8 protein-coding genes are annotated in these 17,213 nt (G+C 70.1%); 5 read left to right on the top strand and 3 right to left on the bottom strand.

Going from position 1 to position 17,213, the window contains the following annotated elements; genetic code table 11:
- Positions 1-145: 145 nt before the first annotated feature.
- On the top strand, positions 146-1,807 hold the full coding sequence (locus ABGB17_RS27285; RefSeq protein WP_347634498.1) for an ATP-binding cassette domain-containing protein: 1,662 nt from the start codon (positions 146-148) through the stop codon (positions 1,805-1,807).
- Here ABGB17_RS27285 and ABGB17_RS27280 read toward each other — a convergent pair.
- Together ABGB17_RS27280 and bla are read right to left on the bottom strand one after the other, a co-directional pair.
- Positions 1,793-3,964, bottom strand: coding sequence for a transglycosylase domain-containing protein (locus ABGB17_RS27280; protein ID WP_347634496.1), 2,172 nt, complete (start codon positions 3,962-3,964; stop codon positions 1,793-1,795). The genes ABGB17_RS27285 and ABGB17_RS27280 overlap by 15 nt on opposite strands.
- Positions 3,964-4,932 carry a class A beta-lactamase gene (gene bla / locus ABGB17_RS27275; RefSeq protein ID WP_347634494.1) on the bottom strand — a complete coding sequence of 323 codons (969 nt, stop codon included), beginning with the start codon at positions 4,930-4,932 and terminating at the stop codon, positions 3,964-3,966. The genes ABGB17_RS27280 and bla overlap by 1 nt, the downstream gene beginning before the upstream one ends.
- A 113-nt stretch (positions 4,933-5,045) precedes the next feature.
- On the opposite strand from bla, the gene ABGB17_RS27270 reads away from it, so the two are divergent.
- Together ABGB17_RS27270 and ABGB17_RS27265 are read left to right on the top strand one after the other, a co-directional pair.
- The gene (locus ABGB17_RS27270) at positions 5,046-5,954 is read left to right on the top strand and encodes a LysR family transcriptional regulator (RefSeq protein WP_347634492.1); all 909 of its coding nucleotides are present in this window, start codon (positions 5,046-5,048) and stop codon (positions 5,952-5,954) included.
- The gene (locus ABGB17_RS27265) at positions 5,936-6,838 is read left to right on the top strand and encodes a serine hydrolase (protein WP_347634536.1); all 903 of its coding nucleotides are present in this window, start codon (positions 5,936-5,938) and stop codon (positions 6,836-6,838) included. Before ABGB17_RS27270 ends, ABGB17_RS27265 begins: the two co-directional genes overlap by 19 nt.
- A 1,328-nt stretch (positions 6,839-8,166) precedes the next feature.
- Here ABGB17_RS27265 and ABGB17_RS27260 read toward each other — a convergent pair.
- Positions 8,167-8,469, bottom strand: a complete 303-nt coding sequence (locus ABGB17_RS27260) for a family 43 glycosylhydrolase (RefSeq protein ID WP_347634490.1) — start codon at positions 8,467-8,469, stop codon at positions 8,167-8,169.
- A 220-nt stretch (positions 8,470-8,689) separates the two neighbouring features.
- Here ABGB17_RS27260 and ABGB17_RS27255 point away from each other — a divergent pair, with 220 nt between their 5' ends.
- Positions 8,690-9,133, top strand: coding sequence for an ester cyclase (locus ABGB17_RS27255; RefSeq protein WP_347634488.1), 444 nt, complete (start codon positions 8,690-8,692; stop codon positions 9,131-9,133).
- Between the two features lie 307 nt (positions 9,134-9,440).
- The gene (locus tag ABGB17_RS27250) at positions 9,441-17,150 is read left to right on the top strand and encodes an RHS repeat-associated core domain-containing protein (RefSeq protein WP_347634486.1); all 7,710 of its coding nucleotides are present in this window, start codon (positions 9,441-9,443) and stop codon (positions 17,148-17,150) included.
- The last annotated feature ends 63 nt before the right edge of the window (positions 17,151-17,213 follow it).

Here is a 17,213-nt window from a genome sequence, read left to right as displayed (position 1 = left end):
TCTTCGGGACGGCGCGTGGGTGCGACCTCGGTGTATGAGCCGTTTTCCTCTCGGCAGGGCGTTTCTCGTTCTCCCGGCTCGGCTGCCGCGTGGCGTTCGCATACGGAGCCCTATCCGAACGCGACGGCGCGAGTGCGAGTGATCAATGAACGACATCAATGTGACCGGGGCCTCTGTGAGTTGCTCCGGGCTTTCCTTTCAGTGGGCGGACGGTACGGCCGTCTTCGACGGGCTGTCCCTGACGGTCGGGCGGGGGCGTAACGGGCTCGTGGGGGGCAACGGGTCCGGGAAGTCCACCTTGTTGCGGCTGCTGGCGGGGCGGTTGCGGGGCTCGGCGGGGTCGGTGACCGTGAGCGGGCACCTTGCTTATCTGCCGCAGGACGTGACGCTGGAGACGGGGACGCGGGTCGAGGAGGCGCTCGGGATCGCCGGGCGGCGGGCGGCGCTGCGGGCGATCGAGGCGGGGGACGTGCGGGAGGAGCACTTCACGGCGGTCGGGGACGACTGGGACGTGGAGGAGCGGGCTCTCGCGACGCTGGGGTCCCTCGGGCTGGAGGGGGTCGGGCTCGACCGGACGGTGGGTGAGTTGTCCGGTGGGGAGACCGTGTTGCTGCGGCTGGCGGCGTTGCTGCTGGAGCGGCCCGATGTGCTGCTGCTGGACGAGCCGACCAACAACCTCGATCTGTTCGCGCGGCGGCGGCTGTACGACGCGGTGGACGCGTGGCGGTCGGGGGTGCTGCTGGTGGTGAGCCACGACCGGGAGCTGCTCGAGCGGGTGGACCGGATCGCGGAGCTGCGGGGCGGGGCGGTGAGCTGGTACGGCGGCGGGTGGTCGGCGTACGAGGAGACCGTGGCCGCGCAGCAGGAGACCGCCGAGCGGCTGCTGCGTACGGCGGAGGCGGACGTGCGGCGGCAGAAGCGGGAGCTGGAGGAGACGCAGATCAAGGTGGCCCGGCGGCAGCGGCAGAGCAAGAAGCTGGACGCGCAGCGGCGGGCGCCGCGGATCGTCGCCGGGGAGAAGAAGCGGGCGGCGCAGGAGTCGGGCGACAAGCTGCGGGTGCTGCACGAGGAACGGCTGAGCGAGGCCCGCGAGCGGCGGGACGAGGCGGCGGACGCGATCAGGGACGACGCCGAGATCCGCGTCAGCCTCCCCCACACCGCGGTGCCCGCGGGACGCACCGTGCTGACCCTGGAGGACCTGAGCCTTCGCTTCGGCCGGCTGCGGGGCGGGAACCTGCGGGTGCACGGGCCCGAACGCATCGCCCTCGTGGGGCGCAACGGGGCGGGCAAGACCAGCCTGCTGCGCACCCTCACCGGGGAGCTCGCGCCGGCGTCCGGCGCGGCCACGGTGTTCGTGCCGCTGCGGTTCCTGCCCCAGCGCCTCGACGTGCTGGACGACGGGCTGAGCGTCGCGGCGAACGTCGCCCGCCTGGCGCCCGGGGCGACGGACAACCACATCCGCTCGCAGCTCGCCCGCTTCCTGTTCAAGGGGGCCAGGGCCGGGCAGCTCGCGGGCACCCTGTCCGGCGGCGAGCGCTTCCGGGCCGCGCTCGCCGCGACGATGCTCGCCGAGCCCGCGCCGCAGCTCCTGATGCTCGACGAGCCCACCAACAACCTGGACCTGGCGAGTGTCCGGCGCCTGACGACCGCCCTGGAGTCGTACCAGGGCGCCCTCCTCATCGCGAGCCACGACCTGCCGTTCCTGGAGTCCGCCGGGGTGACCCGGTGGCTCCTCCTCGGCGAGGAACTGCTGGAGACCTCCGCCGAGGAGGTGCGTGACCTGCTGGAGAGCTCAGCGGCCGGCTGAGTCCCCGGGCTCGTCGTCAGCCACGGGGTCGTCCTCGGTCGCGTCGTCGTCCCCCACCGGGCGCTCCTCGTCGTCCGGCGGGGGAGGGGCCGGACGGCAGGAGCCGCCGCAGCCGCCGAAGCGGACGGTGTTCATCGCGGTGAAGGGCGTGGCCGGCACGCCCTTCAGCGCGGCCAGCATGGTGTCGCGCCAGATCGGGCCGGGGATGGTGGCGCCGAAGACGGCGCCGTAGTACCGGCCGCCGATGGTGACGCCGTTCAGCTTGTGCGCGATGGCGCCCCGGGGGTCGCCGATGCTGACCGCCCCCGCCAGGTCGGGGGTGAACCCGGCGAACCACGCGCTCGACTGGTCGTCGTTGGTGCCCGTCTTGCCGGCGGCGTCCCGGCCGATGCCCCCGACCGAACGCATCGTGCCCTTGGTGAACACCCCGGACAGGATGTGCGCCGTGGCGTCCGCCACCTCGGGGTCCAGCGCCTCCCGGCACCGGGGCCGCAGGTCGGTCGCCTTGCCGTCCCGGTCCACGACCCGGGTCACGGCCATCGGCGCGCAGTACCTGCCCCGCGCGGCGATGGCGGCGTACGCGGTGGCGACGGTCACCGGGTCCATCTCGTTGATCCCGAGCGTGAACGTCTCGTACTGCCGCAGCGCGCGGCCGTCGGCCCGTTTGATGCCGAGCGACCTGGCGGTCTGCACGGTGTCGCACAGCCCGACGCGGCGTTCCAGCTCCATGAAGAAGGTGTTGACCGACTGCCAGGTGCCGGTGCTGAGCGACTTGAAGCCGGGCGAGCCCTCGTCGTTGGTGACGGTGTGCGTGGGGTCGCCGACCTTGCCGCCCGCGCAGTCGACGAAGTCGGCGTACCCGGAGGCGCGGAAGCCGTTGCCGACGGTGAAGCCGTCGTCCACCTTCATGCCCTGCTTCAGGGCGGTGATCAGGGTGAAGGTCTTGAACGTGGAGCCCGCCTGGAAGCCGCCGATGCCGCCGTGCGCCTCGTCCGCCACGATGTTGTACGACACCTCGTGCTTGCGCGCCGACGTGCCGTACCGCCGGCTGGCCGCCATCGCCTTGATCATGCCGGTGCCGGGCTGCACCAGCGCCTCGGCGGCCACCGCGTCGTCCGAGGGGGCGACGTGCGCCCTGATCGCCCGGTCGGCCGCCGCCTGGGCCCGCCGGTCCAGCGTCGTGTGGATGGTCAGGCCGCCGCGGGACAGCAGCAGGGCCCGGTCCCGCTGGGTGGCGCCGAACGCGCGGTCACGCAGGAACTCCTCGCGCACATAGACGCAGAAGTACGGATACGGACTGGCGGTGCAGCCGCCGGGCAGCGGCGTGCCCTTGTAGCCGAGCTTGGTGGCCTTCGCCTCGGCCGCCTGCTCCGCCGTGATCTTGCCGAGTTGCACCATGCGGTCGAGCACCACGTCGCGCCGCGCCAGCAGCCGCCGCCGGTTCGCCGCGCCGCCCTCGGGGTCGGTCGCGGTGGGCAACTGCACCGCCCCCGCCAGGGTGGCCGCCTGCGCGAGGGTGAGCCGGGAGGCGTGCACGCCGAAGAAGCGCTTGGCCGCCGCCTCGATGCCGTTGGCCCCGGCGCCGAAGTACGCGATGTTGAGGTACTTCTCCAGGATCTGGTTCTTGGTGTACTTGCGCTCGACGCCCATCGCGTACCGCAGCTCGGTGATCTTGCGGGTGTAGCTGGACTCCAGGGCCTTGGCCTTCTCCTCCTCGGTGACGGCCGTGTTCAGCAGCACCTGCTTGACGTACTGCTGGGTGAGGCCGGAACCGCCCTGGCTCACCCCGCCCGCCTGGAGGTTGCGCGCGAGGGCCCGCACGGTGCCTTCGAGGTCGATGGCGCCGTGCTCGTAGAAGCGGTAGTCCTCGATGGCGACGATGGCGGTGCGCATGACCTCGGCGACCTGGCTGAGCGGCACGACCTCGCGGTAGGTGTCCCAGAACTGCGCGATGGGACGGCCACCGGCGTCCACCACGGTCGTCTTCTCGGCCAGCGGCGGCTCGGCGAGCTCCATCGGCTTGAGGTCGTCCGCCGCGCCGGCGATCATCGCGCCCGCTCCCCCGACCGCCGGCAGCGCGAGGCCGGCGGCGAGCACGCCCGCCGCGGCGCCGGCCGCGACGAGGCGTGCGATCTTCTGACCTCTGCTGCGCGGCATCAGAGCTTTCCGAGGCCGCGGGCGAGGATGGCGGCGGTGTCCGCGACGGCCTTGTCGACGACGGGGGCGTCCGCGGTGGTGCGGTTGGTGTAGATCGCCATGATCACCGGTGCGGCCTTCCCGGACGGCCACACGATCGCGATGTCGTTCGCGGCGCCGTACTTCGAGGACGTGCCGGTCTTGTCGCCGACGCGCCACGTGTTCGGCAGGCCGGCGCGGATGCGGGCGTCGCCGGTCTGGTTGGCGACGAGCCAGGCGATCAGCCGGTCGCGGTCCTTGGCGGTGAGGGCGGTGCCCGTCGTGACGGCGCGCAGGTCACGGCCGACGGACGCGGGGGTGGTGGTGTCGCGCCGCTCCCCCGGGCTCCAGTCGTTGAGCTCGGTCTCCCAGCGGTCCAGGCGGGAGCGGGGGTCCTTCAGGGTGCGGAAGTACCGGGTCAGGCCGGCCGGGCCGCCGATCTGCCTGAGCACCATGTTCCCGGCGGTGTTGTCGCTCTGGGTGACGGCCGCCTCGCACAGCTTCGCGACGGTCAGGCCGTCCTGCACGTGCTTCTCGGTGACCGGGGAGTGTTCCTTCAGGTCGGCCTCCGTCCAGCGCACGACCTTGCTCATCAGGCCGGGGCTGGTGGTGCGGGCCTTGTGCAGCACGGCGGCGCAGGCCATGGCCTTGAAGGTGGACAGCAGCGGGAAACGCTCGCCCGCCCGGTACCCGATGGTCCGCCCGGTGCCGGTGTCGACGGCGTACGCGCCGACGCGGCCGCCGAAGGACTTCTCCAGGGCGCGCAACTCCTTGAGCGCCTTGGCGACGCGCGCGGGAGGCGCGGCCGCCGGGGTCGCCGCCGGCGGGGTCGCGGTGGCGGCGGCCGCGCCCGGTACGGTCGCCGCGCCGCACGTGGAGGCGGCGCCCGTCAGGGGGACGAGCGCCAGGGAGGCCAGCGCCGTGACCGTAGCGCGCCGGAGGAACCGCATGTGTCGTGCCTTCCGTCAGGGGATGTGAGTACGGGCAGTCTGGCGCCGCCACCCGATGCCGTCAAAGACAGAAACGGGGTGGTCCATGCAGTTATGGCATAGTCTTACCCCTCGTGGATCTCCTCGGAGCCTGGAGAGCGTTCGTCAACGTGAGCGAGCGCGGCAGCTTCACCGAGGGCGCGGCGGCGACCCGGGTGCCGCAGTCGGTGGCGAGCCGCCGCATCGCCGCACTGGAGAAGCACCTCGGCGAGCGGCTGTTCGACCGGTCGTCGCGCGGCGCCATGCTCACCCATTTCGGGCGGGACATGCTGCCGCTGGCCAAGCGCCTCGTGCGCCTCGCCGACGACATGGAGCACGAGGCGGAGCGCGCCAAGCTCAACCCGCTGCGCCTCGCCGTCCCCGACGTGTGCACCGTGCGCGACCTCGCGGGCCTGGACGCCGAGGCGCGGCGGGAGGGCGTCTACCTCGACTTCCACACCGCCGCCCCCGCCGAACGCGCCGAGCTGGCCCGCTCCCGCGAGGTGCGCGCCGCCCTCACGGCCGTGCCGCCCGGGGACGCGCTGTGGTCGGTGCCGCTCGGGCTCGCCGGCGCCGCCGACGTGCTGCCGGACGTCGTGTACATCGAGACCCTGCGCGCCGGACGGACGGGGCGGGCGTCGCGGCGGACCCGTGTGTGGATCCAGCCCGAGGACGACGTGCCCCACATTCGCGACCCCATGTTCCGCGTCCGCGACGCCGTCGGCCTCCAGCCCGCACAGGTCGGCGTCGGGGTGACGCTCACGGCCGCCACCGCCGAGGTCCTCACCTCGGGCGACCTGCTGCTGTGCTCCGCCAAGCAGGCCCGCGACCTCGGACTACACTGGCGCCCGATCGGCGAGCTCCCCCTCGCCCGCGGCTACGGGGTGACGGCCGCCGTGGGCGACGACGCCGAACGCGTCCGCACCCGCCTGCGGCGCCCCATCGCCCGCTGCCTCGGCGCCCCCGACGAGAACGGAGAAGCACCATCAAGGTCGAGCACCTGATCCGCGGCCTCAGGCAGGACCTCGACGACGCCGGCCTGCGCGGATCGATCCTCGTGCAGGACCTTCGCACCGGCGAGGAACTCGGCATCGACCCCGACCTGGAGTTCCCCGTCGCCTCCCTGGTCAAGATCCCTCTCGCCATCGCCACCCTGGACCGCATCCGCCGCGGCGAGCTCGACGGCGCCACCCGGGTCCTCGTCCTGCCCGGCCTCGTCACCACCACCGGCCCCACCGGCCTCAGCAAGTTCCGCCACCCGGCTGAGATCGCCCTGGACGACCTGCTCTACCTCAGCACCAGCATCAGCGACAACGCCGCCGCCGACGCCCTGTTCACCCTCACCCCGCCCGCCCAGGTCTCCGAGGCCATGCGCGCGCACGGCCTCACCGGCATCACCATCCGCCACACCTTGAGGGAACTCGTCCAGACCCCCGTCGAGCACCTCCCCCCGTCCGACCGCCACCTGGCCCACTTCCTCGCGATCGAAGCCGGAACCGCCGGCCGCGGCCACCACCTCCCCCAACTGGACATCACCCGCGCCAACTCAGGCAGCGCCCGCTCCTTCATCACCCTGCTCCGCGCCCTGTGGACCCCCTCCCGCATCCACCCCACGGTCGCCGCCCGCGTCCGCTCCCTGATGTCCGACAACGTCATCCGCCACCGCCTCGCCCCCGACTTCAGCTCCGACGCCTCCAAGTGGTCCTCCAAGACCGGCACCCTCCTCAACCTCCGCCACGAGGTAGGCGTGGTCGAACACTCCGACGGCCGCCTCTACGCCATAGCCGTCCTCACCGAATCCCGCGTCCCCGCCACCACCCAGCCCGACGCCGAAGCTTTGATGTCCCACGTCGCCCGCACCTTGCGCGACCAGCTCCGGCACAGGTGAACAACCACCCTTCCGCCCCTCCCCAAGCCGTCACCACCTCTCAGTCACCATCCCTCAGCCCGCGTTGTCCGGAACCGGGCCGCCGGTTCGTCATAAGGGTGTGTCCGCCACAGCGGTCGTGTACGCGCGCGCGTGTCAGAGGTCATGAGGCTCAGTAACCCATGGAGAGGGGTCCATTGAAGACTTTCACATCTCGCTAATCACTCACGCCGCCGCTCGTTACCGTTGCGCTAATCCTCGAAACGACCCACCATAACATCAATATTCGGGCGACCCAATCGCGGCGTCGCCATCTAATACAACTACAGCCTTGCGCAATGCGATTGTACACAAAAACGCTCGGGCTGCAGTTCTCGCTGCGCCCCGGCGAAGGAGAAAAGAAAGAGCACCGCCACGGTTGACATCGGCTGAAATACCTTGATAAATTCCGCCCATGGCCGCCCGGTCATTTCTACGTCAGACTCGAGAACAGGGGTATCGCATTGAAGTTTAAAAAGCCGGCGGTTGCTCTCGGCGTTTCCGCAATTCTCGCGTTAGCAATGACTGCAACGGGGAGTCCCGCTCAAGCGAGCGCGGGCCCTACGAACTGCACGTACACCTTCGTCCGGTCGGGGACCTATGCCCTCCCAGGCATGAGAGCAACCTGCACAGTCAGCCTAGGCGCCACCTGGAACTTCCGCCTCTATTGCGAAAGCGCGCTCTCGGGAGAACTCTACACCAAACTCAAGAGCCGGTCGGGTTCAGGAAGCATCACTATTTACTGCGACTTCCCTCTTGACGACGTATGGGATTACTACGCCTTCTAGGCTTATAACCACAAATAGCCTAGAGAAGGAAAGTCCCCACCAACCGCTCCAGGAGTTAGAGATAATCGACCCGGTCGACCATTTTGCCCTCATAGATGGCCGGCCAGGAGATTATGGTCGACGGCCCGGGTGAACCACACGATGGTTCACCCGCGCCTTGCAATTTGACTTCCCACAGGTCCGCACGCCTCAAGTCGTGTGCCGCTCAAGTCCGCGCAGACCTTCATCCGCGTGATAACGGTTCCCGAACCGGAGGCGGCGCAGCGAACCCGGAGCGAACCCGGTCCAGGATGTCATGTCCGCGACTTCTCGCCAGCGCGCCGGTTTCGCCGCCTGCAGCCCGTGGTCAGGGAAGCGGCGCGTACTCGAACCAGTCGAAGTCGGCCGTGTTCCGGTTCCGGCTGGGGTGGCCCTCGCTGGAGGTGTACAGGCCGATGAAGCCGCCGGCGACCGGAGGGCTGAGAACCTGCCGCCGACCAGGAGGCCCAGGAGGTGCCAGTCGCCCGGTGGTGCAGGCGGACGTCACCGGCCAGTGGCGACGTGGGAAGGGACGGGGTTGCGGGGGGCGCCGGTGTAGGGGCCGGTCACGGTGGTGGCTCTGGCGACACTGAGGGCGTGGTCGCGGGCGGTGCCGCCCTCGGAGGCCAGGAGGTAGTAGGTGCTGTCGATCTTGAGATGTGGGGGCCCTCGGCCCAGGTGGCGCCTTTCACCGCGGACGCCGGGGTACCACTCGAAGGTCGAGGTGACGAGGTAGTAGTCGTCCTCCACCCGGCAGATCGACGGGTCCGGGTAGAAGCCCGGCAGGATCGGGTTCTCGGATCGCACGCCCGGGAAGCCTTCGAGCGGTTCCTCAGGGCCGGATGATTCTCACGTGCCGATCGCTTGGCCGGTGGTGTACCGGCGAGGCGGGTTTCATGGTGTGGGCTGGACGGCGCTTTGAACGGTGGTTGCCTCGGCGGTGCGTACGTTGGTGTGTGGTGAGTGTTTTCCGGCCGCTGTGACGTGCCGTCTCGTGGGCTTTGGACGGGTCCGCGGAGGGATTTTCATGGGTGATTTCTGGGACATCAAGCATGATCTGTGCGATGCGATCAATGCTCATGATCTGGATCGGGTGCTCGATCACTACAGCCCGGACGCCGTCTACGTGTCCCCTATGGGTGTGGCGGAAGGGCGTGAGCAGATCGCGTGGCTCTACGACCAGTTCTTCACGGGGTTCCCGGATCTGCGTCTGACGTCGTGGTTCGAGGTGGCGGACTCGGAGAACCCCGCGGTCACCGAGTGGACGATCACCGGGACCCACACCGGGCCCTTCTATCTGCCGGACGGGCGCGAGGTGACGGAGATGGGGCAGCACATCGCCCTGCGGGCCACCTGCTCGACGTTCGTCGAGGACGGGAAGATAAGGACGCACCGGGAGTACTACGACCAGTTGGAGCTGTACACCCAGCTCGGTTTCCGCCTCTACGAGCACAGGCGCGCGTCGGCCTAGTCAAGGTCTCGTCCGAGTCCATCGCCGTGCGGGTGGCGGAGTCGACGTGCTGCTGACGGCGGGCGATCAGGGTGGGTTGGTGTCCCGGTCGGGGATCAATCGTCGCGGCGCCGATTGAACGGTCCCGGTGGTCGTTGCCGGCGGCGATGTGCGGTCACCCGGCTTCGAGTGGGCCGACAGGTGCTCGGCAGGAGTGGGAGCCGGCTGACAGAAGGCCGACAGCGCGTAGCCGCACATTTGGGGCGCCCTATCTATGCGCGCCGCGGATGTGGCGCTGTCGTGTGTGGAGCCGAGTGTGCAATCCAGGATGCGTAACGCCGCCTTGTCGGGGCGGCTTCGCCGGTCGGCGGCGCGGGTGGTCACCACGGTGACCGCGCTGCTGCTGGCCGGGTCGGTGCTGGTGGTGTGGCCGCCGGCGCCGGCGCGGGCGGACGGTGAACGGTCCGGCAATGCCGGGCAGTTGCTGCAGGACGCGGGCGTGGCCAGTGGTGGCCCGTTCAAGCCCGGCCGTGGGTCGCTCAACGGCGACTACACCACCGGTGTCCCGATCGAGGTGCCGGCCGGCCGGCAGGGTCTCGCGCCCCAGGTGAGGTTGTCGTACACCTCCAACGGCGCCACCCACGGCGGGCTGGCGGCCGGCTGGTCACTGATGGCGGGCGGCGCGATCACCGTGGACGGGTCCGCCGGCACGCTGCGGCCCGAGTGGGCCGACGGCGGATCGGCGGAGGCGCCACGTAACTTCGTCAACGCCGCCGGGCAGGCACTGGTGGAGGACACCTCGCTACCGGTGACATCGCCGGGCGCGGTGGGGTATCGGGCGGTGGGTGACAACCTGTCGGCCCGGTACGAGTACCACGGTGGTTCGGGGTTGCCGTGGTGGTGGATCGTCAAGCATTCCGACGGCAGGACGTCATATTTCGGGGAGAAGGACAAGCACCCGTACTCGTACGCGCCGCTGGTGCGGGTGACGGAGCTCAACGGATTCAACGACCCCGCCGAGCTGAAGTACGGCTACACGACCGTGGGCCGCACGGCCGCGGAACCGACCGGTACACAGCCGCGTGAGTATCTGCCGACCACCATCGATTACGAGACGCAAGGCTCGCAGGAACCGTACGCGCGGGTGGAGTTCACCTGGGCGGCCCCGTCGTACTGCGGCAGTTCCGCCACGGCGCTGCCGACGGGGGCGCGGTCGGACTATCGGCTGGGATTCCCTCGCTTGTCCGGGACGCGCAAGCTGACCGCGATCAAGACCTACACCAAGAAGACCTCGGGCAACGATCTGGACCTGCGCAGTTTGTACAGCTTGGGCTACAACGTGGCGACCGAGACCTGTAACGGGTCCGCGGCGGAGGAGCGTGGAGCTCCGTATCGCGAGCTGGCCAGTGTGCAGCGCACGGTGTACCGGCCGCAGGTGGCCGGCCAGGCGGGCCCGGCCGTGACGGTGCTGCCCACCACGAAGTTCACCTATGGACAGGCCGCCTCCTATGCGAAGAACTCGCATTACGGGCCTGAGGTGAACACCGGCGTGCAGAACCTGGCGATGCCCGAGTCGATCGAGACCAACCAGTTGCTCCAGCTTCACCCGGACGGCCCGATCGACACCACTCGGCCGGAGGCGTGGGTGTGGACGCCGCACACCCCCTACACCGCCTGCGACGCGCCGTTCTGCCCGGTGCCGGTGTGGGACGAGGCCGCCGCCGAGAACCGCGACCCGGCCTCGTACGTGCCGCCGCCGGACATGGGCGCGTGGGTGCTGGCCACCGGCCAGTCCTCAGGCGAGAGCCTGGCCGTGATGCACGTCGACATCAACGGCGACAACAAACCGGACATGCTCAAGCGCCGTGGCGGGCTGCCCAAGCTGGCCGCGGCCGCGCCGCAGACCGGCGGCTGCATGGTGGATGTGTTCCTGAACACCTCCGTAGGATTCGTGCAGAGCCCCGCCTTCCCGTCCTTCAGCCTGCGCGACAAGCTGGGCGACATCCCCGTGGGCGCCGCGACCCCCGAGGACGGCGCCGGTGAGCTGCTGTGCGCGCTGAACCGCTCGTTCAGCAACGACGACTCCGGCGGCTGGCGCGGGGACGTGAACCGGCCGTGCACCGCGTCGGGGGAGGTGTGGCAGCCCGGTTACACCAAGTGGGGCGCGACGGCCGCGTGGGGATCGATGCAGCAGGCCAAGCACGCCTTCCTGGACTGGGACCAGGACGGCCTGCCCGACCTGGTCACCCAGACGATCGCCTCGGTGGACTGCCCGTACGCCAGCACGCGTGGCGTGCCCGCACCGACCTTCCACGACGACGTGGTCGACGAGGAGCCCGACGCGACGCCGGATCCGCACTGGGTGCCCGAGTACCTGGACGACGTGGTCGGATCCTCACCGTCGGAGATACGCCGGGCGATCACCAAACGGCAGAAGTACCTGTGGGTGTACCGCAACACCGGCAACGGGTTCGCCGCCACGCCTGTGCGGGTCGCCGCCTCGTCGGCGACCGCGCCGGGCGGCCCGCCCGGCCAGGGACTGATGTGGGACAACATCGCCCGGGTGCCGCAGGCCAGCGTGCTGGCGCCGTACTCCGGGCCGACCGGCTGGACCGCTTCCGCCTCGTCGCTGGGGGACTTCACCGGGGACGGCCACCTCGACCTATGGTTCCCGACCCGCACGGCCAACATCGGCCCGGCTCCGGCCTCGCCGGCGACCTGGCCGAGCGTGGAGTTGCCGCAGGGCGCGGGCGCGCCGGCCACCGAGCGCCGCCTGGCCGAGGTCGAGGACCCCGATCCGGAGCCGCACTGGCCCGGTCAGTACACCAGCATCCTGCGTAAGGGAATGCTGGACATCAACGGCGACGGCCTGCCCGACCTGGTGGAGGCGGTCGGCCAGCCGGTCACCCCCGGGGAGATCGACTACTCCGGCACGAAGGTCAACTTCAACGTCGGGCGCGGGTTCGCCACGGCCGCCGACGACGGCGAGGTGATGTTCAGCCAGGACGCCGAGGACACCACCTTCCTGGACTCCTTCCACGTGGACCGGCTGTCGGAGAAGAACTGGCAGAAGTACGGCGCCGTCGGGGACCGATGGGGCAAGACGCGCCTGAACGACCTGGACCGCGACGGTCTGCCGGACCTGCTGCTCTACGACAAGGACGAGAACCGGGCGCAGGTGTACGCCGGCGGCGGACGCCAGTGGGTCTCGGCGCATCCGGCCGATGTGAGCGTGGCCCAGCACTTCGCCGGCCGTGTCCGCGGCGCCGGCACCGGCTTCGGCGGCACCGTCAACGAGTTCGACGAGCGGGCCGACTACCGGTATGTGGCCACCCACCACGCCATCGACGTCAACGGTGACGGCCTGCAGGACCTGGTCGGCGACGGCGACAACGACGGCGTGGTGACCGTACGCTACGCCAAGCCGGTGATCGGCAGCGGCGACTCGGCGGCACCGGCGCGGTTGCTGCGCACGATCACCAACGGCACCGGTGGCAAGACCACCGTCTCCTACAGCTCTGACGCGGCCGCCGGCAAATGGGTGGCCTCCAGTGTCATCGTCGATCCGGGCCACGGCCAGCCCGCCGTCACCAGCGACTTCCGCTACATCAAGCCGGCCTTCGTGGCGGACCTGTACGGCCGCAAGTCCTTCCGCGGCTACGAGGAGACCCACACGCTGCTCAACACCTCCACTCCCGGCGTGGCGGACAACGTCACCCACGTCACCCAGTACACCTACCAGGTGACCACGGGCGGGCTGCCGATCATGCACGCGACCGTGCTCGGGCATGCGGTCAACGCCACCGGTATCGCCGGCGACCAGGCGGGGGTGATGTCGATCGCCGAGCCGAGCTACCACATCCGTGATCTTCCCGGCGGGCTGCAGATCCCGGCCGCGCGCCCGGACCACCCGATGCGGACGGTGCTGCCGTCGACGACGATCACCACCACCTGCACCGGCACCGGCGGGCAGACCTTCGACGCCTGCCGCGACAGCGGGCCGGAGGTCACCACGAGGACCACGTGGCAGGCCAAGCAGATCGACGGCCACTACGTGATGGAGCTGCCCGAACGTTCCGAGATCCAGTTCGTCAACGGCGAGGGCGACGACGAGATCCACCGCACCGGCTCGACGTTCAACCTGCACTGGAACACCGCAGGCTTCCGCCTGGCCCCCGCCACGACCGTGGACACCGCCGTGGTCGACGGCGCTGAGCAGGATCTGGGCGAGGTCCGCTACACCTACGACACCGTCGACTTCTCCCGGGTGCAGACCGTCACCGTCGACGACGCCAAGGCGGGTGTCCCCGATCGGACCACCCGCTACCACTACTACAACGGTGGCGCCAAGCACGGGCTGCTGCACAAGGTGTGGGCGCCCGAGCAGGTGCACAAGTACGACGTCGACGACGCCACCGGCCCCGGCTTCACCGCCTACGACTACGACGCCTCGGGGCTGCACGTGACGAAGGTGGTCAATCCGCTCGGCCACACCGTCGAGACCGTGCCGGACCCCGCCACCGGGGAGCCACTGGACAGCTTCGGCCCCAACTACACCTGCCCGGACGGCGGCGACGCCGGTACCGCGCCGGACCCGGCCACCGGCTGTGACTTCGCCACCGCTCGCGGTGCCGGGCTGGTGGAGCGCTCGCACGTGGACGTGGACGGCCTCGGCCGGCCGGTCAAGAACATCGCCTATCGCATCGGCGACCCGGGCAGCGGGGTGGAGACCTTCCGCGCCACCTACAACGACCTTGCCTACGAATCCGATCCTGAGGCCGACCCGCGCCTGCGGGTGTCGATGGTCACCGAGAGCCTGGTGGGCGACAGCGCCGACGGCGACCGGCAGTACTCTCACGAGACGGTCGAACTGGACGGGCTGGGCCGTGGCCTGCGCTCCGCGGTGGTGCAGGACGATGAGGTGACGCGTGTCACCACGATCGGCTACAACCATCAAGGGCTGCCGGTCAGGACGACCGGCCCGGCCGGGGACGGGCAGGGCACCATCACCGCCGTGATCGGCTACGACGGGCTCGGCCGCACCGTGCTGGAGGGTGAGCAGGTGAGCGCCACCGACACCCGGGTGCTGGCCCGCCAGTCCTACAGTTACGACGGGCTGTCGGTGACGGCCACGCAGCACACGGCCGTCTTCGACGCCGCCCAGAACGTCGTCGACCCGGCCGGTGACGGCTCGCCCGCGGCACAGAAAGTGGTCACCACCGACGCGGCAGGCCAGGTCGTCACGGTGGCCGAGAAGTGGAACACCGGCCGGCCGCCGGCCGAGACCCGGTACACCTACGACCCGATGGGCAACGTCGCGACGGTCACCGACGCCGACGGCGTGACCACCGCCCTGTCCCACGATTACAGCGGGCTGCGGCGCACGGTCACCCGTCCCGGCCCCGGCACGGGCCGGGTCTGGACGTTCGGCTACGACCGCAACGGCAGGCAGACCGCACTCACCGAACCGGTCCCGGCCGGGTACACCGCGGCCAATTTCACCCACCGCATCGAATACGACGACCTCGGCCGCACCGTCAAGACCGTGCCGGCCCCCCGGGGTCTGGACACGGCCACGCGTGAGGAGCTGCTCACCGGCCCTGATCATCCGACCGTCTACACCTACGACACCCCGCACGAATCACTGAACGAGGAGGCGGGAGAGGCCAACCACACCATCGGCCGGCTCACCTCCGTCAGCTCGCCGGCGGCCACCGGCGTCAACCGGTTCAACGCCTTCGGCCTGCCCACCGCGACCAGCCAGCAGTTGTCGGAGGCGCTGACCGGACAGGGTGGGCCGCTGGCCGGTCTGGCCGGCGTCGCCGACACGCTGACGTCGACCGTCACCTACGACGAGACCGGCCTGCTGGCCGCGTCCCTCCAGTACACCGCCCGCACCGGCGCCGGGCAGGCCGGTTTCACCGGGCCAGCGGTGCACGCCGCCGGGTCCGACCGGGACGGGGCCCCGTCGGCGATCGGCGTCGACCTCGGGCCGCGCGGCGTCATGACGATCGCCCACGACCGCAACGCGGCCGGGCTGACCACCGCCCGGCGGGTCAACACCGGCGAGCTGCCCGGGTTCGCCGAGACACTCACCCGGTACACCCGCGACCGCTACGGACGGCTGACCGGCCTGCAGACCGTCGGCTTCGACGGCAACGGTGGTGAGCTGCAGCGCTACAAGCAGACCCTGTCCTACTACGACAACGGCCAGATCCGTCAAACCGACGACTACCTCGGCGAGACCAGCCAGTCGATCGCCACCACCTACACCTACAACTACCGTGGCGAACTGGAGAGCGCGACCGCGTCCGACTACTACGCGCTGCTCGGCGTGCGCGCCAGCGGCCGGCTCGACCTGGTCAACATCATCGACCTCGGCGACCCGGGCCAGCCGGCGGCGGGCAAACGGCTGACCTCCCGCGGTGTCACCTACCGCTACCAGACCGCCGACGACCCTCTGGAGGAGGGCAACGCCGGACGCGATCCGCTGCGTCTGGACGGCCTGGAGATCGGCGACGGCACCGGTACCGGCGACCTGGCCGGCTACACGTACGACGAGGCCGGCAACACCACAAAGCGCACCGTCACCGACCCCGGCACCGGCACCACCGCCGTCGAGTACACCCAGACCTGGGACGGCCCCTCCTCTTTGCGGAAGGTCACCAACGAGACCACCGGCGAATCCGAGACCTACTTCTACGACGGTGGCGCCCGCGTCGCGGCCGTCCACAAGAACGCGCAAGGCGCGGTCGTCGGGGTGCGCCGCTACTTCGGCGCCCAGGAGATCGTCTACGCTCCTGGTCAGCAGCCCGAGTACCGGCAGACCCTGACACTGGCCGGCGACACGATCGGCCGTGTCGACGGAAACGCCGCCACGGGCGTGCTGGAGCACTACACCACCAGCCCGCAGGGCCACCACGTGCTCGCCCTGGCCGCCGAGGACGCCGCCACCCGCCGCGTCACCCGCTACGGCGCCCTCGGCGAGGTGCTGTCCAGCCACACCGCCGCCGGTCAACCCCTGCCCGACGGCAAGTACCCCCAGGAGTTCAACGGCAAGGACCGCGACCCCGTCTCGGACCTGCTCTTCTACGGCGCACGCTCGTATGACCCGCTCGCGGTCCAGTGGGCCTCGCCCGACCCGCTGTATCTGGGCGAGCCCGACCTGGACGTCACCGATCCGACCCGCGCGAACCTCTACACCTTCACCGGCAACGACCCGGTCAACCTGATCGACCCGACCGGCTTGGACACCTGCGAGGCCGACCCCGCCGAATGCACCAAGACCGGCGACCACTTCGTCCAGTGCACCATGGACAACTGCGAAGACCAAGAACACAACATGGACTGGGCCAACGGAGACGTCGTCATGGAGGGCGAGGCACCCAAGACCTATACGGTCTGGGACGACGGCCTCGGCTGGGTGGAGGGTCTCACCTACGACGAAGCCATGACCTTGATGGTGATGCAGGCTGCCACGACTCCGCCGACGATCGGCCCGAACGGCTCCCCCCCGCCCATCCCGTGGGCGCTGCTGTTCCCCGGTGCTTCCTGGACAGACCTGCTGCCCGGCGCTCTCGGACGTGGATACAAATCCAACGCGAAACCGCCGGGAGGCCGAGGACCAGAGTGGGGGAAGGTGCTCTACCCGCGCTTCAAGGCCAAGCCCAACCCCGAGCTGAGGCCAAAGATCTCCAAGGACTACCGGAGCAGGGTGCATCATGCCAACCAGGAAAAGGCGGACCAGCTTCGCAACATGCTGCTGACCACATCCTTCGCCCCGGACAGGAAGGGCAGATTGACGACCACCGGCTACCTGCGGGTCGACCGCAGGACCGGTGAGATCCGCGAGGTGTTCACCGAGGAGGGTCGCGACTTCTCCGCCCCGCCTATCGGCCAGAGAGACCTGAAAGTCACTATGATCATCGACCGGGAAAGCCTGCAACCCACCTACCACATCACAGGCCGCAGCGAGCTGACATACTCAGCGCGATTCGAGATAGCCAAGCTGAGGGAGTGGATGAACACCCCCAGGTGACCCCCTCCTGATCATGACGCATCGGTCTGTGCCCCCTGAGCGGCAGGAGGCACAGACCGATGA

This window comes from Sphaerisporangium sp. B11E5, from assembly GCF_039871875.1.
GTDB lineage: Bacteria > Actinomycetota > Actinomycetes > Streptosporangiales > Streptosporangiaceae > Sphaerisporangium.
This window is presented reverse-complemented; position numbering and strand designations above follow the sequence as displayed.